Genomic DNA, 25402 nt, shown 5'->3' with positions numbered 1-25402 from the left:
ATCGGCGGCGACGCGACGGTACGGATCGGGCTGTTCCAACCTCCTGAAGAGTTACGTGACATCACATGACTAGTACCCAGCATGAACGGGACTCTCACTCACGAGCGAACCGGATGTCTGAAATGACCGAGGAAGCCCCGTGGAGGCAGGCGGATCGCCTCCGATCGCTGTACATCGGAGAAGACCTGTCGACGAGCGAGATCGGTGAGCAACTCGGTTGTAGCCGCAAGACTGTCGAGAACTGGTTAAAAAAGCACGACATCGAGAAATCCAGACCTTCGGAAGACGAGGAACGACTTCGCTCTCTCCGCCAACAGGGAATGAGCGAAGCCGACATCGCAGACGAGTTGGACTGTAGTCAAGCAACCGTTCACAACTGGCTAACCAAATTCGGGATCGACACGAGTCGGACGCGACCGGAACGGCCGTGGCACGACGAGGAGACGTTACGTGAACTGTACGTCGAATCGGAGATGACGATGGACGAAGTCGCCTCGGAACTCGGCTGTGGTCGGCAAGCGATAGAGGTGTGGATACATCGTCACGATATCGAAACGCGGTCGTACAACCCGGAAACGCCGAAAGCACTTCAAGATGAATCGAAGCTCAGATCGATGTATCTCTCGGACGGAATGAGTACGTACGCGATAGCAGAGCAACTCGACTGTGCTCCGTCTACAGTCCATGACTGGTTACACGACCACGGAATTGAAACCCGGACAGTCGGTTCACAGCCCGGAGAACTACACCATCGCTGGGAGGGTGGTGTAGACGAATACTACGGCGACAACTGGGCGAAACAGCGGCGTAAGACCCTTCGGCGAGACGACTACGAATGTCAACGGTGCGGCATCACGCAGTCCGAACACAGGAACCGGACTGACATCGGCTTAGACGTTCACCACAAAACGCCGATCCGTACGTTTCAGTCCCCCGAAGACGCGAACACGTTGGATAACCTTGTAACGCTTTGTCGTTCGTGTCACAATACCATTGAGCCGCCAAACGAGAACCAAAATGACTGACGCTCAACAACAGATCCCTGTCGGCGTCGATCAGGAACAGGACACGGAAATTTCACTCCCAGTAGTGGAGCTGCTCACCGGACGGGGATTTATAACGGGCAAATCCGGATCGGGTAAAAGCAATACCGCCTCGGTCGTCGCCGAGAAACTCCTCGATTCGGCGCTTGGTATTCTCATCGTTGACGTAGACGGTGAATATTACGGTTTGAAGGAGGAGTACGAGATCCTCCACGCCGGCGCCGACGACGAGTGCGACATCGTCGTCTCCCCGGAGCACGCCGAGAAGCTCGCCACCCTCGCGTTGGAGCAGAACGTCCCGATCATCCTCGACGTCTCCGGCTACCTCGAAGAGGAGACCGCGAACGAGCTCCTCTTGGAGGTCGTCAAACAGCTGTTCGCGAAGGAGAAGCGCATGAAGAAGCCGTTCCTCCTCGTCGTCGAGGAGTGCCACGAGTACATCCCCGAGGGCGGCGGGATGGACGAGACGGGCAAGATGCTGATCAAGGTGGGCAAGCGCGGCCGGAAACACGGCCTCGGCATCGTCGGGATCAGCCAGCGCCCGGCCGACGTCAAGAAGGACTTCATCACGCAGTGCGACTGGCTCTGCTGGCACCGGCTCACCTGGGACAACGACACGAAGGTGGTCGGGCGGATACTCGGCTCCAAGTACTCGAGCGCGGTCGAGGACCTCGGCGACGGCGAGGCGTTCCTGATGACCGACTGGGACGAGTCGATCCGCCGGATCCAGTTCCACCGCAAGGCGACGTTCGACGCGGGCGCGACGCCCGGGCTCGACGACTTCGAGCGCCCCGAGCTCAAGTCGGTCTCCAGCGACCTCGTCGGCGAGCTCCAGTCGATCTCCGACGAGAAGGAGCGCCGCGAGTCGGAGATCGCCGATCTCCGGCAGGAGCTCGACAAGAAGGACCGGCGGATCGCCGACCTCGAACGCGAGCTGGAGGAGGCCCGCGACCTGAGCAGCATGGCCGACCAGTTCGCGCAGGCGCTCCTCGGGAAGGCCGAGGCGCCCTACCGGGGCGGCGGCGGGGCCGCGCCCGGTACCGAACCGTCTGCGGTCGGCGCCGGCGAGAGGGTCGGTGACGGCGGTGACGAGGACCAGTCGGTCCTCAAATCGTATGACGAGGCGGTCGCGGCGACCCTCGACGGCGACGACATATCCGACGCCGACGGAGGGACGGACGCCGACGACGCGACCGAGACCGCGGCGGACGCGGACGACGCCGAGGACGCCCTCGACGCCTCCGACGCCGCCGACGCCCCCGCCGCCGTCGACGGCGACCCCGAGGACGCGGCCGCGCCGCCGGACGAGGACGTCGAACCCGTGACGCGCGCTGACGTGGCCGAGAGCGCGCTCCGCTTCGACGACGCGGTCGAACTCGGCACCCGCGAGGCGGTCATCGAGGAGCTCCGCGGCCGGATCGAGGCCCTCCCGGAGCTGTCGCGAGGGATGCTCCGTCACTACCGCCGCGAGGGCGTCAGCGACCCCGTCGCCGCCCACATCGACGCCGGCGGCGACGGCGACTCCGGCCACGCCTACAGCCGCCATCGCCCGGTCCGGCGCGCGGGGCTGATCCGGCACGCCGGGCGCGGGCACTACGCTTACGCCGTCCCCGACCTGATCCGGGAGGCGTACGCCGACCGCCTCGACGAGGAGAGCGTCCGGGAGATCGTCCGGGCGGTCGAGACGGTCTTCGTCCCGCCGGCGGAGCGGAGCTATCCGCCGGACGCGGACCCCTCGGCGGTCGATCCGAGCCGAGACCGGACGCCGGGCGACGAGGGCGACGCGGCGCTCGTCAGCGGCGACGGCGGCGCCCCAACCAGCGACGGGTCCGACGTCGGCGACGGCGACGCGCCCGACGGTGCCGCGGACGCGGACGAGACCCCGGCGGAGACCACCGATCGATCGGACGCCGGCGGCCTGACCGACGCGGCGCGGCGGTTCGCCGACCGCGGCCCGACCGCCGACGAGTGAGCCGGCGGCGGCCGGGGCGCTCGCGGCCTTCGACTCGCCGGTCACCGTCGTCGGACTGCCGCGCTCCGCCGCCGGACTTCCGCCGCCGGTCCGCCGCTCCTCGCGGCCGCGGCGGCGCCTCCCGCGCGCCTGGTCGTCGGGTTCAGGCGGCCGGCGGTTCCCGGCGACGTTAGACGGCGGAGGGCGGAGGTGGGTCGGCCGCGACGGCGACGCTCAGAACGGGGACGAGAGCGTACTCGCTCGTGCACCGCGTTCCGCGCGTCACCTCGGTCGCACCTGACTGATCTCCAGCCGCCGACGAGGCTGCAGAAACAGGTAGACCTCGGGTCCTGAAGAGGCCTGGTCGCGCGCCCACGCAAGCGAAGATATCGCGGTCGCGATCTCCACCGCCCCGCCCATCGTCTCGGCGCTCCTACGGTCTTTTGAACCCGTCGCCGGTGTCGACGAGCGGGCGTCGAGCGGACCTCCGGCTCCGATCCACGGAAAGAGTCACCGTCATCTCGGTGGCGATCTCGGCGCCGGTCCGCACATCTCGCCGTCGGCCATCGCGGCCTGGATCGCCCATCGCGAGCCATCGCGCCCGCCTGGAAGACCGGGAAAGTAACGCTGTCGTCCCGGCCGGTCATGTCGGTCGTGTCGAGGTCCCGCCGTGGTCGTCGGCGTCAGCAGTCGAGATCGCCTCGTCGGCGTAGGCGACCCCGATCGTGGCCGATCACCGGATCATCGACGTCGATCCTCGAACTCGATCCGGGTCTCCCGCCGGCGGCCCCGTCGCTCCCGTCGCCAGCGCCCTCCCGCCGCCAGCGCCGTCGCTCCCGCTGCCAGCGCCGCTCGCTCCGGTGCCCTCGCCGCCACGTTTAGGTGATCCGCCGTCCCGCCCGGATGCTCTATCCCCGGGTCGTCCTGCAAGGAGGCCGAACCCGGGCGCCGTGAGGACCGCCCGCGGTCTCTGCGACGCGCACGTCCTCCGATCTTGACGCGAGCAAACGTCGCCGGGCCGCCCCTCGACGGCCGATCGGAACCGGTCGCCGCGTTCACCTCCTCGGGGATCGCGTCCAGCAGGTCGTCGTCGCTCTGGATCTCGCCGTTCAGGTGTCGATGGTCTCGTCGTGAGCGGACTCCCCGTCGGCGCCTCGTGACCGGCTCCATCGTCCGCGCGAACTCATACACGTGGCCGTCGGTGTGTGAGATCACTTCTCGTGACATGTCGGTCTCGACTCGGGGGCGCGCCGTCAAAAATCCCGGCGGGGAGGTTCCGTTTGAACGGGACGGCGGAACGGAACGCGCGAGAGGGTACAACGGAACGCGCGAGAGGGTACAACGGAACGCACGAGAGGGTACAACGGAACGCGCGAAACGACGGAACGGAACGGCTCTCTCACCACCGCGGCTCCAAGTAACGGATATATTTCACGTTAGATCAACTTTACAGGTAAACGTCTCTCATGAGGAACAATGACATCTTCTCGGGGGCTGTCCCGCGTGCTTCTCGTCGTCTGCCTCGTCGCTCTCGCGGGGTGCGCGGGCGCGTCGCTCGGTGACCCGGCGCCCGACACCGGGTCGACGCCCGATACCGGGGCGGCGACCGACGGCGGGGCGGACGTCGCCGCGGCCAACGGCTCCTTGGAGGTCCACTTCGTCAACGTCGGCCAGTCCGTGAGCACGCTCGTCGTCGGACCGGACGGCGAGACGATGCTCGTCGACACGGGCCACTACAACGACGACGGGGAACACGTGCTGGAGTACCTCCGGCGGCACGATATCACGCGGATCGATCACCTCGTGACCACGCACAACGACGCGGACCACATCGGCGGGAACGCCGCGATCATCGACTACTACGAGACGGAGGCCGACGGGATCGGCGCGGTCTACGATCCGGGGATCGCGGCAAGCACACGAACGTACGGCGAGTACCTCGACGCGATCGAGGCGCACGACGTGACGCTGTACGAGACCCGCGAGGGCGACTCGATCGCCTTCGGCGAGGTCGACGTCGACGTGCTCGGTCCCCCGGAGCCGTACCTCGAGAACGAGGCCCGCAACGAGAACAGCGTCGTGCTCAAGATCGCGCACGGCGAGACGAGCTTCGTGCTGTCCGGCGACGCCGAGGACGACCAGGAGGCGTACCTCGTCGAGACGTACGGCGATGAGCTCCGGTCGACGGTGTTGAAGGCGGGCCACCACGGGTCGAGCAGCTCCTCGAGCGAGGCGTTCGTCGACGCCGTCGACCCGCGGGTCGCGGTCGTGTCGAGCGCCTACGACTCGCAGTACGGGCATCCGCACGAGGAGGTCCTCCGGCGCTTCGCCGACCGCTCGGTACCGACCTACTGGACCGCGACGCACGGCGACGTCGTCTTCGTCAGCGACGGCGCGAACGTCTCGGTGCGGACGCAGCGGGACGCGCCGACCGAACCGCTGTCGCTCCGCGACGGCGACCCGGTCGGTCCCGGAGCGGGCGGTGACGTGGTGGAACGGGCCCGAATAGGCGGCGGCGGGGCGGTCGCCGTCACCGACGGCGGTGACGACGCGGACGGCTCCGGCGGGAGCGACGACGAGACGGCCGCCGATTCGAACCGCACGCTCGCGGTCGCGGCGATCAACGCCGACGCCGCGGGCGACGACCGCGAGAACCTCAACGACGAGTACGTCGTCTTCGAGAACGCGGGCGACGAGACGCTCGACCTGTCGGGGTGGACCGTCGAAGACGAGGCCGGGAAGCGGTACGAGATGCCGGACGGGGTGACGCTCGCCCCCGGAGAGACGCTGACGCTCAGGACGGGGAGCGGGACCGACACCGAAACCGACCTCTACTGGGGCGCCGGATCGCCGGTCTGGAACAACGGCGGCGACACCGTGATCGTCGAAAACGCTACCGGGGACCGCGTGCTAGCGGAGTCGTACGAATGACCGAGATCGATCTCGCGGACGGAACGTACGCGGCGGTCGTTGACGCGGTCGAAGACGGGTTCGCGACGCTCTTCTTCGAGCGCGACGGCGACGAGGTCGGTAACGTCGTCCTCGGCGTCGACCGATTACCGGACGACGGGCGACACGCGGACGCGATCCTAGACGTGGAGGTCGAGGACGGATCGATCGCGACCGCGACCTACGACCCGGACCGCACGTCGTCCCGTTCCGAGGCCGCGCAAGACCGGTTCGATCGGTTATCGAGCCGACCGCCGAAAGACGACGACAAATAGCGGGCCGAAGCCGGCCGTTTTCGAACGCTATCCGTTCTAATCAGAAGTGTAGCTACCGAAGCTCCCGCTGCTCGGTTTTGTTCAGGTAGCTGAAATCCATGATGGAATCTCTGAAATAGTGTCCAGCGACACGTCCAATACGACAAAATTCAGGACGCAAAGAGCGTGTATCGGTGGCGTATTTATGTGAGATGCCCTTGCTCTACGGAGAGTCGTTCCGATCGGCTAGCGCGTGTCTAACGAGTCGATCACTTCGGATCGGGTTGCTCGTTATTGCGTTGCTGTCGAAGCGTAGACCGCGCCCGCTCGACGTAGGAGTTCGACGACCAACTGCGAGCGTCACTCATCTCGGCCAAGAACTCGTCGGCAGCGTCCGGCGAGATTGCGTCGTTGCGAACCAGCGCGGTGAGGAGGATGGGCGTCGTGACGAGGCGGTCTCGGCCAGCGAGGCGTGGACGAGCGCAAGCCGATTGAATTCGTCGCAGATCAGTTGTACGGCGTCGATATCGTTCGCCAGCGTAACCGCCGCGTTCTCGCCATCGTCCAGGGGGAACGTCTCGTCTAGTTCGACGGAACGAGTCTCGAACGCAGAGCGACGGTCGAGAACCGCCTGTGCCGCCTCACCGGATGCGTCGTCGTAGGACGCAGTTTCGGTGAGTTCGTCGATGACCTGCTCTGGGACGACCACGGTGTGCGAATCGAGGAGGAGGTCGAGTGGATTCGGTGAGCTGCCAGCCACCGTCCCGAGGCTTACGAGAGCCGACGTGTCGGCGACTATCAGAACCATCTACGAGTCGGCCAGCTCCTCCGCGACCTCGTCCACGAATTCGTCGGTCAGTTGCTCTTTCAACAGGTGGAAGTTGGCGGCCTCCTCGTGCCCGACGAGGTCTTTCAGTTCCTCGAACGTGATATCGTCGTCGTAGAAGGCCTCCGCGATCTCCTGTTTCACCTCGTCGGAGTGCGCGGCGTCCCGCAGGTAGTCCCGAAGCGCGGAGATGAGGATGTCCGTCCGATCCGTCTCGAACACCGCAGCGAGCGCGTCGGCCCGGTTTACTAGTCCCCTCGGTGCACGGAACTGGACGCGCTTCTTTTCGGACTCGGAACTCATATGTGTACATTGTGAGCACAGAGGCAAAACGCTTGCCCTCTTGTCACTACCACATCCTTCGGAGCCACCGCGGACATGGTGTTTTTCATCGAGTCTGAATCGAAAGAGCAGCTATCGGAAGGTGATTCGGCAGCCAAACCGGCAACAAACGGCCTAAGAAACCTGTTTGTAGCTACCGAGACTCGCGCTGCTCAACTTTGTTCAGCTCGATCAGCAGCCGGAAGATCGCTTTCACGAGGTTGGCGTCGACGTCGAACCGCTCGGCGTTCTCGCCTGCGCGCTCCATGACGCGCTCCTCTTGGCCCTCGTCGGTCGTCGGGAGGTCGCGCTCCTCCTTCACGGCCGCCACGGTGTCCGCGACGTACGTCCGGCGGGCGATCAGTTCGACGATCTCTCGGTCGATGTCTTCGATCTCGTGTCGCAGTTCGTCGAGGCTTCGGTCCTCAGAGTTCGGTGTGTCACTCATTGGTAGTGGGATCGGTCGATGGTGTGCTCACTCGACGGCCGCGCCGTCGTTACTCGTGGTCGTCCGCCGCAGCGTTCCGGGGCGCTCGCCCCACGCGTCTGCGAGCGCGTCGAGGTCGGTCGCCGGGTCGGTCGGGTCCGCGACGGCGACGACGCTCGGCCCGGTGCCCGACAGCGACACCCCGGTCGCGCGCGGCATCGCCTCGACCGCGGGATCGGCGTCGAACCCGAGCGCGGCCGAAAAGGCGAGGCCGTTGACGGTCATCGCCTCGGCGTACCGGCCGTCCAGCGCGAGGTCGGCCACGAGGTCCGCCATCGGCGCCACCGCCTCGCAGCGGGCCACGTCCGCGTCCGCGCTGTAGGCGCGCTCCGGCGGGGTCCACACGAGGACGTCCCAGTCGACGGCCTCGCGCGACCGGAGCTCGTCGCCCGCGTTGTCGGTGACGGTCACGCCGCCGAGCATCGAGGCGGTCGCGTCGTCGAACGCGCCGGTGACCGTCACGCCGGCCTCGCGGGCCGCGCGCACGCCCAGCCGGCAGGCCTCCAGCCGGGTGACGTCGGCGTCCGGGTCCGCGTCGCCGCCGGCGCCGTCGCCGCCGTCCCCCACGCGCAGGCCCAGCGCGTCGCAGGTCGCGAGCACGGTCGCGTTCGCGGCCGCGCTGGAGCTCTTGAGCCCGGCCGCGAGGGGCACGTCGCTGTCGGTCCGAACGGTGCCGCCCTCGCCGTCGCCCCACCGCTCGGTCGCGAGCGCGACGCAGCGCTCGATCAGGGCGGAGTCCGCGTCGGGGTCCTCGGCGATGGTCCCGTCGACGCCCTCGGCGGCCGGGTCGAGCGCGACGCTGGCCCGGGTCTCGACGTCGATGCCGAAGGCCGCGCCGGTGCCCGTCGCGAGCGCGTTCAACACGGTGCCGGCGCCGAGCGCCGCGGCCCGTCCCTCCATGCACTTACGGCTCGCGAGCGCGGACAAAGAGGTAGCGATCACGGCGAGACTCTCGGCGGCGCGGCCGGCGGCGTAGCACGCGGGGACGACGGCGCGGCACGGGGGGCCGGGGCGGCTCGGCTCAGACCGGCTCCGCGCGCCGCACCGCGGCGTCGACCTCGTACCAGTCCACGTCGGCCGGGACGTTCGTCTCCCGACTCCGGAACGTGATCGAGACGTCGAATCGGCGGACCCCGTCGCCGAACCGGTTTCCGGACGGGAACCGCTCCGTGTCGTACGCGAAGCCGGCCGAGTCGCGCTCGGCCGAATTCGGGCGCGTCGCGTACGCATCGGCGCGGAACTCGACCGTACCGTACGTGGACCGCCCCCGGTTCTCGACGGTGAGCCGAGCGTCGACGGTCGTCTCGTACCCCTCGTCGGCCACGTCGAGCACCTCGGCGTTCGCGACGACCAGCCCCGAGCCGTCCGGACCGACGGCGTCGGGGACTGAATCGTCGTCGACCTGGTCGGTGCCCTCTCGGTCGGGTTCGGACCGGTCGGCGGTCGAGCCGTCACTGTCGGTCCCCTCGTCCGTTCCCGTCTCGGCGTCGCTCTCGGACTCACCCCCGTCCGCGCCGGCTGTCTCGTGGAGTCGGGGGACGGAAGCGGCGAGCAACCGCCGCCGAGAGAGCGATCGCCTCACGGCTCCCTCCTCGCCGCCGCCCGAGGGTGCGGTGGGTCTCGGTCCCGCATCGGTCACCCCGTCACCGACCCGAGCGCGCCGGACGCCGCGCCGACGACGGCGGCGACGACCGCGGTCGTGAGCACCGGTCCGAGCGCGTCGGCGATCCCGTGCGCCTGCGTGGCGGCCTCGCCCTGCGATGCGACGACGAGGACGACGACGAGGAGCCCGTATATCAGCGCGCCGACCAGGGCGGCGGCGGTGACGGCGAGGTACGACTGCGCGACGAACACCGGTCCGAACCGCGCGGTCTCGCCGGTCGCGGCCGTCGCGAGCGCGGCCTCCGCCCAACCCGTCCCGACCGCGGCGACGAGACCGACGCCGACGCCGGCCACTGAGAACACCGCCGCCGTGAGCCGACTCCCGTTCGCCGTTCATCAGACCGGCCCCCCCCAGCCGTCGACAAGCCGCCCAGCCACCGGGCGCTCCTCCCACGCGTCGCCGGGAACCCGGCCGGCGAGCAGGAACTAGCGGCCCGCCACCGACGTGCCGTACTGGACCTCGCGTGCTCGTCGAAGCCGTAGCGCCTCCAGCCCTCCCGGCCTCGTCCGTGGTAGAGTCCGTGCCACGAGCGTGTCGTCGTCGCGCCCCGGTCTCGTCGCCGTCCCGGCCGATCGCCGTCGCCGTCCGCCGAGCAATTCCCCGGAGAAGTCCGAGCCCGGCGGCCGTGGCCCGGGATCGATCCGGTGCCGCCCTCCGGTCGACGCGTCGGCGAGAACCGCCACCAGCCGCTCGCTCTCGGTGTCGGCGTCCGGGTAGCGCTGGACGTACAGGGGCGTTCCGTCCAGCTCGGAGGCCCACCCCTCGAACGTCTCGCTCGGACGGTTGCCGGCGGACGGGCGGTCCGCGAACGCGACGAACAGCTCATCGGTCCGGTCTTCGCTCCGCGGTATCGGTCCCAGCCGGGCGCGGAGCTCCTCGCGCCGGTCCGCCCCGAACGCCCCGCCGTAGATCCGCGGGATGCGGGAGCGGTCGTACCGGTCGTCGTCGTACGGCTCGTGCGCGAACGCCGCGAATCCGCGGCTCGCGAGCGCGACCTCGACGAACGCGGTCCCCCGGACCTCCCGCCGCCGCTCGTCGCCCTCGGGGAGGGGGTACAGCAGTCGGTCGAGCAGCCGGTTGTGGATCGGGTCCCGGGAGAACGCCTCCGCGACGTAGATCGCGGTGCCGATGCTCGCGAACCCTCGGCGCATGCGGTCGAGCTCCTCTAAGAACCGGTCGACGTCGTTCCGGGGCGGGACCGTTCGGAGCTCCTCGACGTGGCGCCGCGCTCGCCCGCGGATCCGGGCCTCCGGGTGGAAGTGCGGCTCCAGGGCCTCGGCCGCGCGATCGGCGGCGGCGCGTGCGGCGGCGTCCAAGCGGTCAACCATTTCGACGGTCACCGCGTCGCTCTCGTCGGCCGCCGCGCGGAGGGCGTCCACCTCGGCGACGACGCCGGCGATCGCGTCCCTGTACGTCGCGACCGCGTCGGCGTACTCGGTCGCGAACCAGACCGCGTCGTCGACCACGTTCCGCGTCGCCGCCGCGAGCGACTCGTTCAGGACCGGATCGGGGTCGTCGAGTTGCTCGTCGCCGGGAGGATCAGGTTCGCCGTCGTCGCCGTCGGTCGCGTCCGGGGCCGCGTCGGGGTACTCGACGCCGCGAACGCCGAGACACCCCGCGGCCCCGGCGGCGATCCCGACGCCGGCGCCGAGCAGGCCCCGTCGCGTCCGTTGCATACGGTACTCTCCCGTCGGTGGGGACTTAAATGTGGGATGCCCGATTCTCGAAACTGAGTGCGCGCCGCACGTCGCCGTGGACCGTCCGGCCGCCGCCGAGCGCGCCCCTTTTGAGGCGGGCGACCCGAGCGGCGCGTATGTCAGCGCCTTCACGCAGCGACGTCCCGCCGACGTCGATCGGGATCGACCTCCGCGAGGAGGGAGTCGTCGTCGAGTACCTCGACGGGCGGACGACCCTCTACCGCGGCGCTCCGGACGCGGTGGAGGGTTCGGTGACTGCCGGTCCCGGCAAGGAGACCCACGTGCTCGTCACCGACCCGACCGAGACCGAGGGCGTGATGACCTACGTCAACGACTACAACACCGACGACGAGATCCTGGAGGACTCCGGCGTCGGTCGCGTCATGGTCGAGGAGGGCGAGCGGGAAGAGGTGTTCCCCGGCGTGATCGTCGGCCGGACCGACCAGCGAAACGAGGTGATCGCGGACCCCGAGATCGCCGGCGGCCGCGTGTTCGTCTTCGTCGAGGACGGCTGGACAGAGGGGAGCTTCGAGATCGTCGAGGGCCCCGAGGACGGGCTCGACGCGCACCGGTGAGCCTCGCGAAGCCCTGGCGCGACCTCGACCGCTCGACGGTCGGAAGCGCCCCGACTCGGTACGCGCTGTACGAACTCGGAGACGCCGACGGCGACACGGTCGGGTTCGGCGCCGGCGTGCTCCGCGACGAGCTGAAGGAGGCGCTGGCGTACGGGGACGCGGCCAAGGTGCGGTGGGAGCTCGCGGACTCGGCCGAACACGCGGAGCGGCTGCTCGCGGAGCACGTCGACGCGTGAGCGAGGGGCCGAGCCGCGGCGCGCCCCCGGCCTCCGGAACGGGCTGCACTCGCGGGGAACGACCGACAGACGAAAGTCCAGCGGTCGCCGATGGGCAGGTATGAGCGAGGACGCGGACGCCGACGGCGACGAGGCGGTGCGCGCGGGCGACATCGGCGGCGAGGGGCCGCCGGTCGAGGAGAAGCCGTACAAGATCGTGTTCGAGGCGAACAAGTGCTTCGGAGCGGGGAAGTGCGCCGAGGTCGCCGACAACTGGGTGATGGACATCCAGAGCGGGATGGCGCAGCCGCGGTCGTACTACATCGGCGAGGACGAACTGGAGGAGAACGTAAGGGCGGCGGAGGTCTGTCCCGCGAAGAAGGAACGGGGCGTCATCCACGTCGTCGACCGGCGGACCGACGAGGAGATAGCGCCGAACCCGCACGGCGACGGGACGCTCTCGGTCGACTGGTAACGGGGACCGCCACCGACGGACCGGCCTCCGGACGGCGCCGCCTATCCGAAAGGGGTTTCACCCCGCCGCCGGAACCGAAATCCGCGCGGGGGTGGCTGAGCCTGGCCAAAAGCGGCGGACTTAAGATCCGCTCCTGTAGAGGTTCGAGGGTTCGAATCCCTTCCCCCGCATGCTGTCGCGAGCACTCCGCGAGCGACAGCACTGGGCCGAGAAGGGGTTCGAATCAGGGAGCGACGCGAGCGTAGCGAGCGACGTGACCGTGGTTCGAATCCCTTCCCCAGCATATCGCGGCGCTCACCGACAGATTATGTCAGTATTCTGGCCAAATATATCCGGTGCAAACGACTTATGCCTCGGTCCCTGACAGTCTGTGTTAGAATCGTAACCCGAGTCTTGTAATACAGCCACAATGGATATTGAAACAAACCGGGACGGAGACGTCCCTGTGTACAAAGTCGATCTGAACGAGGCCGCCGATCAGTCTACGAGCTATACAGTAGTCGAAAGTATTGCAGACTTGACCGACCGAGACCCGGGCGACCTCGAACCGCTGTGGGATAGCGTCGATCCGGAGGCGTTGGACTCGTTCGTCGGCCACGCGAGCGAATCCTCGACGCCGTATCGACTCGCGTTCCAGTATCAGGGATACACGGTCGAGGTCGTCGAGAACCGGTGGCTCCGACTCGTCCCGAACGAGGAACCGGCCGCGTTCGCGAAGTAGCTTCGAACGGCGGCGACTACCGGCCGCCACCCGAGCGCCAGGCTCCTCTTGGTCTATCTGTCGCTCCAGACTACCAGGCCGGTCCAGAATACCGGCCCCTCCTCACTCGTCAGTGAACGGAGTGACTCGGTCGTGAGTACGTCCAGAGAAGCGGTTTCCGGGGAGCCGTACCGACGCAATTCGACTAACAACAGAACATGAACGGGTAGACGAGGGCGACGCGGTCGCCCGCTTCTAACGTCGTGTCGAAGCCGTTCTCGTTCTCGTTGAAGTGGCCGTTCACGAGGATCCGGGCGTAGGCGGTGGTCTGCTCACCGACCGGGTTCTTCGTCCACGTGCCGGGAAGCTCCTCGGGCGCCGGCGCCCACCCGCTGTGGGTCGCGTCCGCCTCGGTCTCGGCGATGAGCATGTCCTGTAGCTCGGGGTACTCCTCGAACAGCTCGTCGAGGAACGCGCGGAGGGTGTCGCCCTCGAACGTGTACTCGAACTCGTACTCGCCGAGCTCCGTGCGGACGTGCCCGGTACAGCGCACCGTGACCGTCGTCTCGGCTTCCGTTTCCCCTCCGGCCGCGGCGTCCGGCGCGCTCTCGACGGCGGGCTCTGCCGCCTGCTGACTCGAGGTCATACCGTTCTGTAAGGCGTCTCGGGGCGTAAGCCCCGTTACGAACATGTTCGGCACCATTCGGGCCGCCGCCACATGTGGGTCGAGGGCGCCTTCGAGTTCTTCATCGTCACCATCATCGGGCTCACGCTCGTCTCGATGAACCTCCTCACCCGACGCAGCGCCGAGAAGTCGGTCATGCTGCAGGCGCTGCTGGTAATGGGCACCGGCGTCATCGGGGTCTCCCACCACTACTGGTGGGTCGGCATGCCCGACTACTGGGCGCCGATCGGGAGCGTCTTCTCGACGCTGGAGCTGCTCCCGCTGATCTTCATCCTCTACGAGGCGATCGGTCAGTACCGGGCGATGACCGCCTCGGGCGGGTTCACCTACACGCTCCCGTTCATGTTCATCGTCGCCAGCGAGGTGTGGAACTTCGTCGGCGCAGGCGTGCTCGGCTTCTTCATCAACCTCCCGCTGGTCAACTACTACGAGCACGGCACCTACCTCACCGTCGGCCACGCCCACGCCGCGATGTTCGGCGCGTTCGGGTTCCTCGCGCTCGGGATGGTCGCGTACGTGCTCCAGCTGTCGATCGACCCCGAGCGCTGGGACGGCTCGTGGCTCCGCGCGTCGTTCTGGCTCTGGAACGTCGGGCTCGCGCTGATGGTGTTCGTCTCCGTGCTCCCGGTCGGGTTCCTCCAGCTCGACGTCGCGTTCACCGAGAGCTACGCGGCGGCCCGGAGCCTCGCGTTCTACGAGCGGCCGCTCGTCCAGTCGCTGTTCTGGGCGCGGCTCCCCGGCGACACGCTGCTTATCGCCGGTACCGCCGTCTACGCCGCCGACGTGGCTCGGAAGCGCTTCGCGCTCCGGCGCTCCGAGGACGACCCGACCGTCGACGACATGGCCGTCGCGGAGGGGATCGTCGGCGGCGACGACGACTGACCGGAAACCTTGGTTTTAATCCTCGATCAGTTGTTTAGAATCCAGTTCCGTCGGCGACGGAGCGACCGCTCATCAAAGCCGGTCGCTCATCAAAGCCGGTCGCTCATCAAAGCCGGTCGCTCACCGCGCGGCGGATTCGGTCGATGAACCCCGAGTCGTCGGCGGAGCGAGGGTCGGAGAGCTCCCAGTCGGCCTTCTCGGCCGCCTCGCCGATCGGGCGGTACTCGAAGCCGACGTGGGTCGCGACGCGGCGGTCGGACGGAGAGGTCCCGACGAAGACGTGCCGCGGCGTGTCGGCCTCGTCGTAGACGTCGCCGAGCGTCCCCCACTTGTCCCAGTTGCGGAGCGCGTAGTCGTTCTCGACGCCGTGCTCGCGGACGAACCGCTCGACAGCTTCGGCGTCGTTCGCGACGATCCCGACGTACCGGCTCCACCGGCGGGCCTCGGCGAACGCCGCCTCGGGGTCAGCGAGCCGCCGCGCAGCGCCGAGCGAGAGGACGAGCGTCAGCTCGCCGCTCCGGGTCACGGGGTCGGCGTCGACGTCAAGGCTCATGACCGTTCGTCCCGAGTTCGACCCGGACCGACTAAACCGTGTGGGGAGGCTTATGAGGGGAGCGGGCGTCGCTGGGGGTGACATGGAGTTCGAGGCCACCTTCGGCACGGACGCGCCGGTGATCGGCATGGTACACCTCCCGCCACTCCCGGGCGCGCCGAAGGCGCCGGCGGACGGCGCCCGCGCGATGCGGGACGCGCTCGACCGCGCCGCGGCCGACGCCCGCGCCCTCGACGGCGGCGGCGTCGACGGGATCATGATCGAGAACTTCGGCGACGCCCCCTTCTACCCGGACGACGCCCCGAAACACGTCGTCGCGGCCGTCACCCGCGCCGCGACCGCTGTCGCCGACGAGACGGACCTCCCGCTCGGTATCAACGTCCTCCGGAACGACGCCGAGGCCGCGCTCTCCGTCGCGGCCGCGGTCGGCGCCGACTACGTTCGGGTGAACGTCCACACCGGCGCGCGGGTCACGGACCAGGGGGTCGTGCAGGGGCGGGCCCACGAGACGCTCCGGCTCCGGGACGCGCTCGGCGTCGACGTCGGGGTGTTCGCCGACACCGACGTGAAACACTCCGCCCCGCTGTCGGCCGAGGGGTACACCGCGGAGTCGTTCGCCGACACCGCCGAGCGCGGGCTCGCCGACGCCGTGATCGCCTCCGGACGGGGAACCGGCGAGGCGGCGGACCCGGAGGCGCTGGAGGCGGTCGTCGCCGAGCGCGACGCGCACGGGCTCGACACGCCGGTCCTCGTCGGGAGCGGGGTGAGCGCGGAGACGGTCGCCGGGACGCTGTCGGTCGCCGACGGCGTCATCGTCGGCACGGCGCTCAAGGAGGGCGGCGAGACCACCGCGCCCGTCGACGCGGACCGGGTCGCCGAGCTCGTCTCGCGGGCCGACGAGGCGCGCTGAGGTCGCCCTCGGTCCGGGTCAGTCCCGTTCGGCGAGGAACCGCGCGACCGCTTCGCGGGTCGGGAGCCCGCCCTGCGCGAACCGCTCCGTGCAGTTGATCGCGGCGACCGCGGCCGCGAACCGGACGCCGTCCGCGACGCTCTCGGAGCCCGCGGCGTCGGCGCCGGCCCCGTCGCGCCCGCCGGCCCCGTCGCGCCCGCCGGCGACCCACTGATCGATCAGCCCGGCGACGAACGCGTCGCCGGCCCCCGTCGCGTCGGCCACGTCCACGTCGAACGCCTCGAACCGCCGGACCGCTCCGTCGGCGATCACGGTCATCCCGTCGGCGCCGTGCGTGAGGACGGCGCGCGGCCAGTCCGCCTCGGCGCCGCCGGGAACCGCGCCGCCCGCGTCGACTCGCGCCCGCTGCGCGGCCGCGCCCCGTTCGACCGCGGCCGCCTCGTCTCCGAAGTAGGCCGCGGCGGCGACGTCGCCGGCGACGAACAGGTCGGCGGCGTGGAGGAGTCGGTGAATCGTCTCGGGCTCGGTGCCGCGGCCGACGAGCTCCTCGACGGGGCCGGAGAGGTCGAAGACGAGCGCGGGCGGGTCGCGGGCCGACTCGACGAGGCCGAGGACGTCCCGCGAGACCGCGTCGGGCGTGTAGCCGGTGAGGAAGGCGACGTCGGCCGCGGCGATCGCCTCGCGGTCGGCGGTCGAGAGCCGGAGCTCGCGGAAGCTCTCGCCAGTCGTGACGATCGCGCGCTCCCCGTCGGGCGCGCTGAGGATGAGCGACCGGGTCGACGGGTCGTCGCCGACCCGCACGCGCGAGGCGTCCACGCCGGTCTCGGCGAGGTACTCGCGCGCCCGGCGGCCGTACTCGTCGTCGCCGACGCGGCTGACGAGGCCGACGTCGCGGCCGAGGCGGTCGAGCGCGACGGCGACGTTCGCGCCCACGCCGCCGAACGCGCTCGTCACCTCGCCCGCGAACGCGCCGCCGTCCGGCTCGGGGATGTTGCTGACGGCGTACCACTCGTCTATCGCCGCGGCGCCGACCACGACGGTCTCGGGGTCGCCGGTCATCGCGCCGGCGGGTGTCGACCCCGCACGCTACGACTCCCCCGCGGGTCCGGCCCCGTAGAACGACTCGTGGAGCGCCATCGCGGCCTCGGTCGCGATCGGCCCCTCAACGGTCGTCTCGCCGCCGGCGCGGCGGATCACCTCCTCGCAGGGGACGGTGACGACGCCGCCGGTGAGCCCGTCGAGCGTCTCGCCCGAGACGCCGAAGACGACCCGGTCGAGCCCGGCGTAGTGGACCCCGGTCGCGCACATCGGACAGGGCTCCGTGCTGGCGTACATCGTGCAGCGCGCCCGCTCGTCGGGGTCCAACTCGCGGGCGGCGCGCCGCGCGAGCGTCAGCTCCGGGTGCGCGGCCAGGTCGTCCTCGGTCCGCGTCTCGTTGCGCGCCTCGGCGACGACCTCGCCGTCGACGACGAGGAGCGCCCCGAACGGGGTGTTCCCGCGCTCCACCGCCTCCTCGGCGAGTTCGATCGTCCGGTCGACGAACGCGCGGTCGCGGGCGGCCGCACCCTCGCCGTCGGCGTCGCTCTCGGCCTCGCGGTCGCCGTCGTTGGGGTCGGTCATACGGGGGCGTTCGGGCCGGGGCACCTAACGTTTCGTGCGGCGGACGGCGACGGAGCGATCAGGGCGCGTCTCGGTCGTCGCCGCCGGCCCCGTCGGCGTCGACCCCGTCAGCGTCGACCTCGTCAGCGTCGACCTCCGTCTCACCGCCGGCCGGGGCGCCGTCGTGCGATCGCCTGACGTCCCGGAGCGCGTCGACGGCGTCGTCGGTCGCCGCGGTTCTGGTCTCGGTCGCGGCGCTCGGGTCGAGACCGGTCGGCTCGTCGCCCGCGTCGCTCCCGTCGGCGTCGCTCTCATCCGCACCGCTCTCGTCGTCAGCGGTTCCCTCGGCCGGCGACTCGCCGCGCTCGTCGCCGCCGAAGACCGTGCCGATCCACGCGCGCAGTCTGGACAGCAGTCCCATCGGTTCGCGTCAGTAGTTCCTGAACAGCACCGCGCGCACGTCGTCTTTGGTGCGCGCCGTCTCGACGTCGCCGTCGGGCAGTTCGACCTCGTACCGCGCGTCGCCGTCCGCCTCCCGCCACTTGTCGTCGTGGGTGTCGAGGAGGCTCATCATCGCGTTAAGCTGGCTGGCGCCGGCGTCGCCCTCGCTCTCGGTCTCCGCCCCGTCGTCCGCCGGCTCCGGCGTCTCGCTCTCGTCGGAGGGAGCCGGTTCGGACGCGTCGTCGCCGAGGTCGACGTCGACCCACGAGAACGGGTCCGCCGACAGCGACTCGGCCGCGTCGAGGACCGCGTCGACCAGCTCCGCCTTCGTCATGTCGCTGCGGCCGGTCACGTCGAACGCGGCCGCGATCTCGTACAGGCCCGCCTCCTCGGCGGCGTCCGGATCGCCGTGCCGGCGCGGGCGCGACTCGAGCCGCTCGCGCGTGCGATCCCGGTCGAACGCCGTCTCGTCTCCCGGGGCCGCGCGCGCCGCGTCGTCCGTTCGATCGCCGCCGAGCGCGGCCGGGTCCGCCTCGCGTTCGGGGTCGTCGACGGCGTCGGCCAAGTCCAGGAGGTACGCGAGCGTGCCCCCCGTGTCGACCGAGGCGTACGGCCCGGCGTGGGCCGCGGTCAGTTCCTCGCGGAGCGCCTCGATCCGGTCGCGGTCGTCGTCGGTGATCTCGATGGTCGGCATGGTCAGTCGTGTTGCTCCTGAAAGCGCGCGAACGCCTCCTCCCAGCTCTCGGCGAGTCGCGGCTCGCCCGAGTGGTCGGCCTCGACGCCGGCGTAGCCGCAGTCGTCGCAGGCGACCGCCGTCGCCCCGCCGAGCGCGAACGTCGACAGCGTCGTTCCGCAGCGAGGGCAGTCGAGTGACACGGGCTATCGCCTGAACGGTGGACCCGTGCCCTCAAAAGCGCACGGGGTGACGCGGGCGGAGCGACGCGACCGGGGGTGACGCGGTCGGGCTTCGCGCCGCCCGCGGCGCGACCGCGGGCTCGCGGGGTAACAATCATTAGAGTCGGCGGCGACCCTCCCGTATGAGCGAATCGAACGCGGAGAACCGCCTGCTGGAGTACTACCGGCGCTACGTCGGCGACCCCGACCGAGCGATCGACGTGTACGCGGGGTTCGGGCTCTTCTTCGCCGGGATCGGGCTCGGACTGGTCGGCGTCGCGATCTTCTTTTACAGCGCGACGCTCCCGTCCGAGGCGCTGTCGACGTACGCGGTCCGGGAGGTCGCCGCCGTCGCCGCCGCGGTCGGGCTGCCCGCACTCCTCCTCGGCGTCGTCGTACTGCTCCCCGTCGACCGGCGGATGGTGTACCTCGCCGGCGTCGGCACCGCGATCACCCTCGTCGCCGTCGGGCTGTTCACCTGGGCGTACCCGTACTACTGGAACGTTCCCGACACCGACTACAGCGCGCAGGTGGTCGCGGTGTACACTCTCGGGCTCGTCGCCGTCATCGCCGCGACCGGCGGCGCGCTGGTCGCCCACCGCGTCGAGCGCGCGACGGGCGTCGCCGGCGGTGCGGCCGGGGCGGCGGCCGGAGCCGGGTCCGCCGCGGGCGCCGTCGGCGACGACGGGACCGCCGGGGGCGCTGGCGGCGACGGCGACGCGGTCACCGACGCCGAGGTCCGAGCCGACATCGAGCGCGAGCTGGAGGACGCGGAGCTGACGTGGGGCGGCGTCGAGCGCACCGAGACCCGCCGGCTGGAACTGGACACGAGCGCGGTGGACGACGTCGACGTCGACCGCGAGAAGCTGGCCGGATCCGCCACGGAGACCCGGACGAAGTCCGGGACCGTCAACGACGCGGTCTCGGAGCTGAAGGGGCTCCAGGGCGGCGAGAAGAAGACCGCGAGCGGCTCGGGGACCGACGACCAGGCCGCGAAGCTCCGCGAGCTCCGGGAGCAACAGCGCCAGGAGTCCGAGGCGAGCGACGAGGAGGGGTCGGTCGTCGACAGAATCAGAGGGCTGTTCGACTGAACGTTTTATAACTTGCGTCCGTCGCGGGATACGCTTCCGGAGTCGAGTGCGCTCAGTGAGAACCGATCGAGGACGGCTCGCAGAGCGCTTCGAGAGCCCTTCCAGAGCTCTTCCAGAGCGCCAGCCGCCTGTTTATAAATAGTTGAGTTCGGACCGCTGACGAACAGCTCCAAAGCCCGTACCGCGACCGCAGCCTCACGCCTCCCCAGCCTCGTCAGTCGCCTCCGCTTCGCTCCGGCGACTGACTCCCTCGCACGCGCTCCTCGCGGTCGCCGCGGGCGACCGCTCGGAGGCGCGCGCCGCGGCAGGGTTTCGTGATAACTGAGCGTCGGACGTCCTTCGCGCATTTAAGTATCTCCCGTCGCCTACTCCGGGTGTGTCCAGCGTCACGGTCAGCATCGACCCCCACGTTCACTCTGACGAGAGCTACGACGGCCACGAGCCGATCGAGCTCATCTTAGAGCACGCCGCGGAGATCGGTCTCGACGCGGTCGTGATCACCGACCACGACGTGATCGGCGAGTCGAAGCGGGCGGCCGAACTGGCCCCGGAGTACGGCCTGATCGGCATCCCGGGCGTCGAGGTGTCGACCGCGCACGGCCACCTGCTGGCGGTCGGCGTCGAGCGGATGCCGCCGCGCCGGCGCCCCTACGACGAGACGATCGCGTGGATCCACGAGCGCGGCGGAGTCGCGATCGTCCCGCACCCCTTCCAGCGCTCGCGTCACGGCGTCCGACAGCGGAACATCCCCGTCCCGGAGACGAGAGACGAGGAGGTCCTCGTCGCCGACGGCGACGGGATCGACGAGGTCGACGCCGTCGAGACGTTCAACGCGTGGCTGTTCACCGGCTACCGGAACCGCCGCGCGCGGCGCTTCGCCGCGAAGTACGACTACCCGGGCGTGGCCGCCAGCGACGCGCACCACCTGGAGTACGTCGGCCGAGCGTTCACCGACGTGGCGGTCGACGGGCGCGAATCGGTCGCCGACGTCACCGCCGACGACGTCCTCGACGCGATCCGGGAGGGGACGACCACGGTCGACGGTCGCCGCGCCCCGATCCGGATGGCCGCGAAGCACTACGTGGGCGCCGCGGGGCGCAAGTCCGGCTACTACGCCCGAACGAGCGCGGTCCGGAGCGCGACCGCGGCGCGGCGAGGGGCCGCCGAGACGCTCTCGGCCGCCCGGGTCGCGGCGATTCAGGGCACCCACCGCGCGGCACGGGTCCTCTCGTGGATCACCTGAGGCGACCGCGACGGCGGTGAGCCCGCGGTCGGAGCCCGGCGAGGCGACCGCCAGGGGAGCGGGGTTTTTGCACGCGGGCCCGAAACGAACGCCCATGAGCCACGACAGACGCGAGGCCGGCTTCAAGCGGCGGACCCGCGTCGCGGACGCGCTGGCGACGCTGCTGGACGCCGCCGAGCCGCACGGCCGGACCGAGTCGCTGCCGACGGCCGACGCCGACGGGCGGGTCGTCGCCGAGCCGATCGACGCGCCGGCGCCGGTCCCGAGCTACGACCGGGCGGCGATGGACGGGTACGCGGTCCGCGCCGAGGACACGTTCGGCGCCTCCGACCGCTCGCCGGCGGTGCTCCGCGCCGCGGGCACGGAGGCCGAGTCGGTCGCGCCCGGCGAGGCCGCGCGGGTCCACACCGGAAGCGCGGTGCCCGAGGGCGCCGACGCCGTCGTGATGATCGAACAGGTGGAGGAAGTCGGCGAGGAGGTCGAGGCGTTCGACGCCGTCGCGACCGGCGAGAACGTCGGCGAGGCCGGCGAGGACGTCGCCGACGGCCAGCGCCTCTTCGACGCGGGCCACGTCCTTCGCCCCTCCGACCTCGGGCTCCTGAAGTCGGTGGGGCTCGACGCGGTCCCGGTGTACGACCCCCCGACTGTCGCCGTGATCCCGACCGGCGAGGAGCTGGTCCAGTCCGACCCCGACCCGGGCGAGGTGATCGAGACGAACGGGCTGACCGTCTCGCGGTTAGTCGAGCGGTGGGGCGGCGAGGCGCGCTACCGCGACGTCGTCACCGACGACGAGGAGGCCCTCGCGGCCGCGGTGGAGGCCGACCTCGACGCCGACGTGGTCGTCACCACCGGCGGGTCGTCGGTCGGCGAGCGCGACCTGATCCCCGAGGTCGTCGACGGGCTCGGCGAGGTGCTCGTCCACGGCGTCGCCCTGAAGCCGGGCCACCCGGTCTGCCTCGGCGTCGCCGACGGCACGCCGGTCGTCTCCCTGCCCGGCTACCCGGTCGCCTGCATCGTCAACGCCGCGCAGTTCCTCCGGCCGCTCCAGAAGCGCGTCGGCGGGACGACCGCCGACCCCTTCCCGACGCGGCGCGCGGTCCTCGACCGGAAGGTGCCGAGCGAGCCCGGGACGCGGACGTTCGCGCGGGTGGCGCTCTCCGAGCGCGAGGGCGACGAACAGGACGGCGACGAGGGGGGAGACGGGGCGAACGACGGCGACGGGGGAGCGGCGAACCTCCCCGCCGCGACCCCGACGCGCGCGAGCGGTTCCGGCATCCTGTCGAGCGTCGCGCTCGCCGACGGCTGGGTCGTGGTCCCCGAGCCGCGGGAGGGCCTCGACGCCGGCGAGGTCGTCGACGTCGAGCTCTGGGAGGTGACGCCGTGAGCGACCGCAAGGAGTTCCGGGACCTCGCGACGCCCGAGGCGGCCCGCGAGGCGATCGGTTCGCTCGACCTCGCGCCGGAGTCGGAGACGGTCCCGCTGGAGGAGGCCCGCGGGCGCGTCCTCGCGGAGCGCGTCGACGCCGCGATCGACGTCCCCGGCTTCGACCGGGCGTCGATGGACGGGTACGCGGTCCGCGCCCGCGACACGTTCGGCGCGGACGAGGCCGACCCCGCGGAGCTCGACCTCGTCGGGGCGGTCCACGCCGGCGCCGCGCCAGAGGTGACGGTGGCGCCGGGCACCTGCGCCGAGGTCTCGACGGGCGCCGTGATGCCCGAGGGCGCAGACGCCGTGGTGATGGTCGAGCGGACCGACGAACTGGACGGCGAGGGGGAAGCGGGGGACGGAGACCGGCCCGACCGCATCGCGTTCCGGACCGCGGTCGCGCCCGGCGATCACGTGATGAGCGCCGGCGCGGACATCGCCGCGGGTGCCCGGGCGCTCGGTCCGGGAACGCGGCTCACGCCCCGGGAGATCGGGCTCCTCTCCGCGCTCGGCGTCGACGAGGTCCCCGTCGAGGGGAAACCGCGGGTCGGGATCGTCTCGACCGGCGACGAGCTGGTCCGACCGGGCGAGTCGCTCGACCCCTCGCGCGGCGAGATATACGACGTGAACTCGACGACGATCGCCGCGGGCGTCGAGGAGGCGGGCGGCGAGTCGGTCCTCTACCCGCACGCGGGCGACGACTACGACGAGATGGAGCGGCTGCTCCGGCGCGCGGCCGACGAGTGCGACCTCGTGCTCTCCTCGGGGTCGACCTCGGCGAGCGCCGTCGACGTCATCTACCGGGTGATCGAGGAGCGGGGCGAGCTGCTGCTCCACGGCGTCGCGGTCAAGCCCGGCAAGCCGATGCTCGTCGGCCGCCTCGACCGCCGCGGCGACGAGAGCGGGTCGGCCGCGACCTCGGCGTACATCGGTCTCCCCGGGTACCCGGTCTCCGCGCTCACGATATTCCGGACGTTCGTCGCGCCCGCGATCCGCGAGGCGGCCGGCCGGCCCGAGCCCGCGACGGCGACCGTCGAGGGACGGATGGGGCTCGGCGAGCGATACGGGGAGGGACGCATGCGGCTGATGCCCGTCGGACTCCTCGACCTGGCCGACGGCGACCTCCCGCTCGTCTACCCGGTCGACAAGGGCTCCGGGGCGACGACGAGCCTCGTCGAAGCGGACGGCGTCGTCGCCGTCGACCCGGACACGGAGTACCTCGACCGGGGCGAGCGCGTCACGGTGCGGCTGTTCTCGCCCGACGTGCGCCCACCGAGCCTGCTCGGCGTCGGCGAGGACGACCCGGCGCTCAACCGCCTGCTGGACCGCTTGGAGAACCCGCGGTACCTCCCGGTCGGCTCCCGCGAGGGACTCCGGCGGCTTCGCGACGGCGTCCCGGACGTCGCGGTCGTCGCGGGACCGACCGACCGCGAGGTCGAGTCGGTCGAGCTCGGCGGCTGGACCCGCGAGTGGGGGCTCGTCGTCCCCGCGGGCAACCCGGCCGACGTGACTGGCCTCGAATCGGTCGTCGACCGCGACCTGCGGTTCGTCAACCGCCCGACCGACTCCGGGCTCCGGCGGAGCTTCGACGACGCGCTGGACCCGGTCGCCGACGAGCGGTCGACCTCGCGGAGCGAGCTGATCGAGGCCGTCGCGGGCTACGAGCTCACCGTGCGGGCGTTCGAGAGCCCGGTTCGGAAGGTGATCGCCGGCGACGCCGACGTCGGGGTCGGACTGCGCGAGACGGCGAAGCGGCTCGACTGCGAGTTCGTGTCGCTCGGCGAGCAGTCGGTCGTCGTCCGCGCGGCGCCCGACCGGGCCGAGCGCGACGCGGTAACCGAACTCGCGGGCGCGCTCGACGACCCGGCGGACCTCATCGACGGTCTCGCCGGCTACTCGCGGAACAGTCGGAACGACCCCTGACCGACGACGACCTCGTCGGTCTCGCCGTTGGTCGCGCTGGTGACGGTCATGTCGCTGACCCCGATCGACCCGCCGGACCTGACGATTGTCGCCTCGGCGCGGAGGTCTCCGGTCGCCGGGCGGAGGTAGTTCGCGTTGAGGTTCACCGTCGCGACGCCGCCCGAGAGCGGGTCCTCGAAGGCGGTGCGCTGGACGATTCCCCCGGCGGTGTCGACGAGCGTCGCCGCCACGCCGCCGTGGATGGTGCCGCCGTCGCTGTTCGTCAGCTTGTCGTCGTACGGTATCGAGAGGACGACCCGCCCCCGCTCGACGACGTCCACCGACGTGTTCAGCCACGAGAGGTAGCCGTGCTCCTCCTCGATTCGCCGTTCAACGAGCGCGACGGCTTCGGCCGGCAAGGGGTCAAAGTCCGCGACATCTGTCCGGTTCATACCTCCAACTCACGAGGGTCCCGCTTGTAGCCCCCGAAACGGGAAACAACTGGTCCGGGGTTGGCGCGCCGGCGGCGGTCGGGGACCGGTGTTTCGAGGTCCGCCCGGTCAGCGGTCTGACCGATCGCTCCGAGCCCGCCCGACCGCTCTTGTCCGATGCCGAGCCACC

General features: G+C 70.6%; 28 protein-coding genes, 1 tRNA gene and 2 pseudogenes. 15 read left to right on the top strand and 16 right to left on the bottom strand.

The genetic code is table 11. From position 1 onward, the window contains the following. Positions 1-122 precede the first annotated feature (122 nt). On the top strand, positions 123-1025 hold the full coding sequence (locus tag DJ82_RS02925; RefSeq protein ID WP_158217271.1) for a helix-turn-helix domain-containing protein: 903 nt from the start codon (positions 123-125) through the stop codon (positions 1023-1025). Next, a complete protein-coding gene (locus DJ82_RS02920) occupies positions 1018-3015 on the top strand; it encodes an ATP-binding protein (RefSeq protein ID WP_394338183.1) in 1998 nt (665 codons plus the stop codon). The genes DJ82_RS02925 and DJ82_RS02920 overlap by 8 nt, the downstream gene beginning before the upstream one ends. Positions 3016-3735: 720 nt before the next feature. Here DJ82_RS02920 and DJ82_RS15170 read toward each other — a convergent pair. Then, entirely contained in the window at positions 3736-4221 is a 486-nt protein-coding gene (locus tag DJ82_RS15170; protein WP_241881391.1) for a hypothetical protein, read from the bottom strand. A gap of 249 nt (positions 4222-4470) precedes the next feature. Between DJ82_RS15170 and DJ82_RS02910 the strand changes: the two genes are divergently transcribed. Together DJ82_RS02910 and DJ82_RS02905 are read left to right on the top strand one after the other, a co-directional pair. After that, positions 4471-5925 (top strand): lamin tail domain-containing protein, encoded by a 1455-nt coding sequence (locus DJ82_RS02910; RefSeq protein WP_094522016.1) that lies wholly within the window; start codon positions 4471-4473, stop codon positions 5923-5925. Next, positions 5922-6218 carry a DUF3006 family protein gene (locus DJ82_RS02905; RefSeq protein WP_094581025.1) on the top strand — a complete coding sequence of 99 codons (297 nt, stop codon included), beginning with the start codon at positions 5922-5924 and terminating at the stop codon, positions 6216-6218. Before DJ82_RS02910 ends, DJ82_RS02905 begins: the two co-directional genes overlap by 4 nt. Before the next feature lie 248 nt (positions 6219-6466). Here DJ82_RS02905 and DJ82_RS02900 read toward each other — a convergent pair. The 7 genes and pseudogenes from DJ82_RS02900 to DJ82_RS02870 all read right to left on the bottom strand — a co-directional run bounded on the left by DJ82_RS02900 (position 6467) and on the right by DJ82_RS02870 (position 11170). Further along, a pseudogene (locus tag DJ82_RS02900) lies at positions 6467-7005 on the bottom strand (hypothetical protein). Further along, entirely contained in the window at positions 7006-7326 is a 321-nt protein-coding gene (locus DJ82_RS02895) for a hypothetical protein (RefSeq protein ID WP_170938244.1), read from the bottom strand. It lies immediately after the preceding pseudogene. Between the two features lie 172 nt (positions 7327-7498). Further along, complete coding sequence (locus DJ82_RS02890; RefSeq protein WP_094581024.1) at positions 7499-7792, bottom strand: chorismate mutase; 294 nt, start codon at positions 7790-7792, stop codon at positions 7499-7501. Between the two features lie 27 nt (positions 7793-7819). Continuing rightward, complete coding sequence (locus tag DJ82_RS02885; RefSeq protein WP_094581023.1) at positions 7820-8731, bottom strand: shikimate kinase; 912 nt, start codon at positions 8729-8731, stop codon at positions 7820-7822. A gap of 121 nt (positions 8732-8852) precedes the next feature. Next, complete coding sequence (locus tag DJ82_RS02880) at positions 8853-9413, bottom strand: hypothetical protein (RefSeq protein ID WP_094581022.1); 561 nt, start codon at positions 9411-9413, stop codon at positions 8853-8855. Positions 9414-9466: 53 nt separating this feature from the next. After that, positions 9467-9796 carry a hypothetical protein gene (locus DJ82_RS02875; RefSeq protein WP_094581021.1) on the bottom strand — a complete coding sequence of 110 codons (330 nt, stop codon included), beginning with the start codon at positions 9794-9796 and terminating at the stop codon, positions 9467-9469. 123 nt (positions 9797-9919) lie between these two features. After that, on the bottom strand, positions 9920-11170 hold the full coding sequence (locus tag DJ82_RS02870; RefSeq protein WP_394338182.1) for a hypothetical protein: 1251 nt from the start codon (positions 11168-11170) through the stop codon (positions 9920-9922). A 137-nt stretch (positions 11171-11307) separates the two neighbouring features. On the opposite strand from DJ82_RS02870, the gene DJ82_RS02865 reads away from it, so the two are divergent. The 5 genes from DJ82_RS02865 (at position 11308) to DJ82_RS02845 (ending at position 13177) form a co-directional block, all read left to right on the top strand. Beyond that, positions 11308-11766, top strand: coding sequence for a DUF5796 family protein (locus DJ82_RS02865; protein ID WP_094523441.1), 459 nt, complete (start codon positions 11308-11310; stop codon positions 11764-11766). Continuing rightward, positions 11763-12002 carry a hypothetical protein gene (locus DJ82_RS02860; protein ID WP_094581020.1) on the top strand — a complete coding sequence of 80 codons (240 nt, stop codon included), beginning with the start codon at positions 11763-11765 and terminating at the stop codon, positions 12000-12002. The genes DJ82_RS02865 and DJ82_RS02860 overlap by 4 nt, the downstream gene beginning before the upstream one ends. Before the next feature lie 100 nt (positions 12003-12102). Continuing rightward, positions 12103-12456, top strand: a complete 354-nt coding sequence (locus DJ82_RS02855; protein WP_094581019.1) for a ferredoxin — start codon at positions 12103-12105, stop codon at positions 12454-12456. Positions 12457-12541: 85 nt separating this feature from the next. Beyond that, positions 12542-12626 (top strand) — tRNA-Leu (locus tag DJ82_RS02850). A gap of 239 nt (positions 12627-12865) precedes the next feature. Continuing rightward, positions 12866-13177 (top strand): HalOD1 output domain-containing protein, encoded by a 312-nt coding sequence (locus DJ82_RS02845; protein WP_176451425.1) that lies wholly within the window; start codon positions 12866-12868, stop codon positions 13175-13177. A gap of 184 nt (positions 13178-13361) precedes the next feature. Here the strand turns inward: DJ82_RS02845 and DJ82_RS02840 are convergent, their stop codons facing one another. Further along, the gene (locus tag DJ82_RS02840; protein ID WP_094523432.1) at positions 13362-13802 is read right to left on the bottom strand and encodes a MoaD/ThiS family protein; all 441 of its coding nucleotides are present in this window, start codon (positions 13800-13802) and stop codon (positions 13362-13364) included. 69 nt (positions 13803-13871) lie between these two features. Here DJ82_RS02840 and DJ82_RS02835 point away from each other — a divergent pair. Then, positions 13872-14723: pseudogene (locus tag DJ82_RS02835) on the top strand (cbb3-type cytochrome c oxidase subunit I); the annotation flags it as partial. A 106-nt stretch (positions 14724-14829) separates the two neighbouring features. Here the strand turns inward: DJ82_RS02835 and DJ82_RS02830 are convergent. After that, positions 14830-15276: a hypothetical protein gene (locus tag DJ82_RS02830; protein ID WP_094527901.1), complete on the bottom strand. Its 447-nt coding sequence runs from the start codon at positions 15274-15276 to the stop codon at positions 14830-14832. Positions 15277-15358: 82 nt separating this feature from the next. Here DJ82_RS02830 and DJ82_RS02825 point away from each other — a divergent pair, with 82 nt between their 5' ends. Next, entirely contained in the window at positions 15359-16186 is an 828-nt protein-coding gene (locus DJ82_RS02825) for a BtpA/SgcQ family protein (protein ID WP_094581018.1), read from the top strand. Positions 16187-16204: 18 nt separating this feature from the next. On the opposite strand, the gene DJ82_RS02820 is transcribed toward DJ82_RS02825, so the two are convergent. The 5 genes from DJ82_RS02820 to DJ82_RS02800 are packed head-to-tail and all read right to left on the bottom strand — an operon-like array spanning position 16205 to position 19102. Further along, entirely contained in the window at positions 16205-17245 is a 1041-nt protein-coding gene (locus DJ82_RS02820; protein WP_094527903.1) for a carbohydrate kinase family protein, read from the bottom strand. Positions 17246-17272: 27 nt separating this feature from the next. Beyond that, positions 17273-17806 carry a nucleoside deaminase gene (locus DJ82_RS02815; RefSeq protein WP_094557225.1) on the bottom strand — a complete coding sequence of 178 codons (534 nt, stop codon included), beginning with the start codon at positions 17804-17806 and terminating at the stop codon, positions 17273-17275. A gap of 58 nt (positions 17807-17864) precedes the next feature. Continuing rightward, positions 17865-18206: a hypothetical protein gene (locus tag DJ82_RS02810; RefSeq protein WP_094522010.1), complete on the bottom strand. Its 342-nt coding sequence runs from the start codon at positions 18204-18206 to the stop codon at positions 17865-17867. A gap of 9 nt (positions 18207-18215) precedes the next feature. Continuing rightward, complete coding sequence (locus DJ82_RS02805; protein ID WP_094581017.1) at positions 18216-18920, bottom strand: hypothetical protein; 705 nt, start codon at positions 18918-18920, stop codon at positions 18216-18218. A gap of 2 nt (positions 18921-18922) precedes the next feature. Continuing rightward, positions 18923-19102, bottom strand: coding sequence for a zf-TFIIB domain-containing protein (locus tag DJ82_RS02800; RefSeq protein ID WP_094522008.1), 180 nt, complete (start codon positions 19100-19102; stop codon positions 18923-18925). Positions 19103-19263: 161 nt separating this feature from the next. Here DJ82_RS02800 and DJ82_RS02795 point away from each other — a divergent pair, with 161 nt between their 5' ends. From DJ82_RS02795 to DJ82_RS02780, 4 genes are all read left to right on the top strand, one after another. Beyond that, the gene (locus tag DJ82_RS02795; RefSeq protein WP_094581016.1) at positions 19264-20211 is read left to right on the top strand and encodes a permease; all 948 of its coding nucleotides are present in this window, start codon (positions 19264-19266) and stop codon (positions 20209-20211) included. Positions 20212-20587: 376 nt separating this feature from the next. Beyond that, positions 20588-21454, top strand: coding sequence for a PHP domain-containing protein (locus DJ82_RS02790; RefSeq protein WP_094522006.1), 867 nt, complete (start codon positions 20588-20590; stop codon positions 21452-21454). 94 nt (positions 21455-21548) lie between these two features. Continuing rightward, a complete protein-coding gene (gene glp, locus DJ82_RS02785) occupies positions 21549-22838 on the top strand; it encodes a gephyrin-like molybdotransferase Glp (protein ID WP_094581015.1) in 1290 nt (429 codons plus the stop codon). Beyond that, positions 22835-24802 carry a molybdopterin biosynthesis protein gene (locus DJ82_RS02780; RefSeq protein ID WP_094581014.1) on the top strand — a complete coding sequence of 656 codons (1968 nt, stop codon included), beginning with the start codon at positions 22835-22837 and terminating at the stop codon, positions 24800-24802. The genes glp and DJ82_RS02780 overlap by 4 nt, the downstream gene beginning before the upstream one ends. On the opposite strand, the gene DJ82_RS02775 is transcribed toward DJ82_RS02780, so the two are convergent. Then, on the bottom strand, positions 24772-25233 hold the full coding sequence (locus tag DJ82_RS02775) for a PaaI family thioesterase (RefSeq protein ID WP_094522003.1): 462 nt from the start codon (positions 25231-25233) through the stop codon (positions 24772-24774). The genes DJ82_RS02780 and DJ82_RS02775 overlap by 31 nt on opposite strands. Positions 25234-25402: the final 169 nt, after the last annotated feature.

The organism is Halorubrum sp. Ib24, from assembly GCF_002252745.1.
In the GTDB taxonomy this organism is placed as follows: domain Archaea; phylum Halobacteriota; class Halobacteria; order Halobacteriales; family Haloferacaceae; genus Halorubrum.
Note: the sequence above shows the minus strand (reverse complement) of the source record. Positions and strands in the feature narration are given on the sequence as shown.

Excerpts from the sequence above, each read along its gene's own strand:
- DJ82_RS02925 (WP_158217271.1), top strand. The coding sequence starts at position 123 with ATGACCGAGGAAGCCCCGTGGAGGCAGGCGGATCGCCTCCGATCGCTG.
- DJ82_RS02920 (WP_394338183.1), top strand. The coding sequence starts at position 1,018 with ATGACTGACGCTCAACAACAGATCCCTGTCGGCGTCGATCAGGAACAG.
- DJ82_RS15170 (WP_241881391.1), bottom strand. The coding sequence starts at position 4,221 with ATGTCACGAGAAGTGATCTCACACACCGACGGCCACGTGTATGAGTTC.
- DJ82_RS02910 (WP_094522016.1), top strand. The coding sequence starts at position 4,471 with ATGACATCTTCTCGGGGGCTGTCCCGCGTGCTTCTCGTCGTCTGCCTC.
- DJ82_RS02905 (WP_094581025.1), top strand. The coding sequence starts at position 5,922 with ATGACCGAGATCGATCTCGCGGACGGAACGTACGCGGCGGTCGTTGAC.
- DJ82_RS02895 (WP_170938244.1), bottom strand. The coding sequence starts at position 7,326 with ATGAGTTCCGAGTCCGAAAAGAAGCGCGTCCAGTTCCGTGCACCGAGG.
- DJ82_RS02890 (WP_094581024.1), bottom strand. The coding sequence starts at position 7,792 with ATGAGTGACACACCGAACTCTGAGGACCGAAGCCTCGACGAACTGCGA.
- DJ82_RS02885 (WP_094581023.1), bottom strand. The coding sequence starts at position 8,731 with ATGGAGGGACGGGCCGCGGCGCTCGGCGCCGGCACCGTGTTGAACGCG.
- DJ82_RS02870 (WP_394338182.1), bottom strand. The coding sequence starts at position 11,170 with ATGCAACGGACGCGACGGGGCCTGCTCGGCGCCGGCGTCGGGATCGCC.
- DJ82_RS02865 (WP_094523441.1), top strand. The coding sequence starts at position 11,308 with ATGTCAGCGCCTTCACGCAGCGACGTCCCGCCGACGTCGATCGGGATC.
- DJ82_RS02855 (WP_094581019.1), top strand. The coding sequence starts at position 12,103 with ATGAGCGAGGACGCGGACGCCGACGGCGACGAGGCGGTGCGCGCGGGC.
- DJ82_RS02845 (WP_176451425.1), top strand. The coding sequence starts at position 12,866 with ATGGATATTGAAACAAACCGGGACGGAGACGTCCCTGTGTACAAAGTC.
- DJ82_RS02840 (WP_094523432.1), bottom strand. The coding sequence starts at position 13,802 with ATGACCTCGAGTCAGCAGGCGGCAGAGCCCGCCGTCGAGAGCGCGCCG.
- DJ82_RS02830 (WP_094527901.1), bottom strand. The coding sequence starts at position 15,276 with ATGAGCCTTGACGTCGACGCCGACCCCGTGACCCGGAGCGGCGAGCTG.
- DJ82_RS02825 (WP_094581018.1), top strand. The coding sequence starts at position 15,359 with ATGGAGTTCGAGGCCACCTTCGGCACGGACGCGCCGGTGATCGGCATG.
- DJ82_RS02820 (WP_094527903.1), bottom strand. The coding sequence starts at position 17,245 with ATGACCGGCGACCCCGAGACCGTCGTGGTCGGCGCCGCGGCGATAGAC.
- DJ82_RS02815 (WP_094557225.1), bottom strand. The coding sequence starts at position 17,806 with ATGACCGACCCCAACGACGGCGACCGCGAGGCCGAGAGCGACGCCGAC.
- DJ82_RS02810 (WP_094522010.1), bottom strand. The coding sequence starts at position 18,206 with ATGGGACTGCTGTCCAGACTGCGCGCGTGGATCGGCACGGTCTTCGGC.
- DJ82_RS02805 (WP_094581017.1), bottom strand. The coding sequence starts at position 18,920 with ATGCCGACCATCGAGATCACCGACGACGACCGCGACCGGATCGAGGCG.
- DJ82_RS02795 (WP_094581016.1), top strand. The coding sequence starts at position 19,264 with ATGAGCGAATCGAACGCGGAGAACCGCCTGCTGGAGTACTACCGGCGC.
- glp (WP_094581015.1), top strand. The coding sequence starts at position 21,549 with ATGAGCCACGACAGACGCGAGGCCGGCTTCAAGCGGCGGACCCGCGTC.
- DJ82_RS02775 (WP_094522003.1), bottom strand. The coding sequence starts at position 25,233 with ATGAACCGGACAGATGTCGCGGACTTTGACCCCTTGCCGGCCGAAGCC.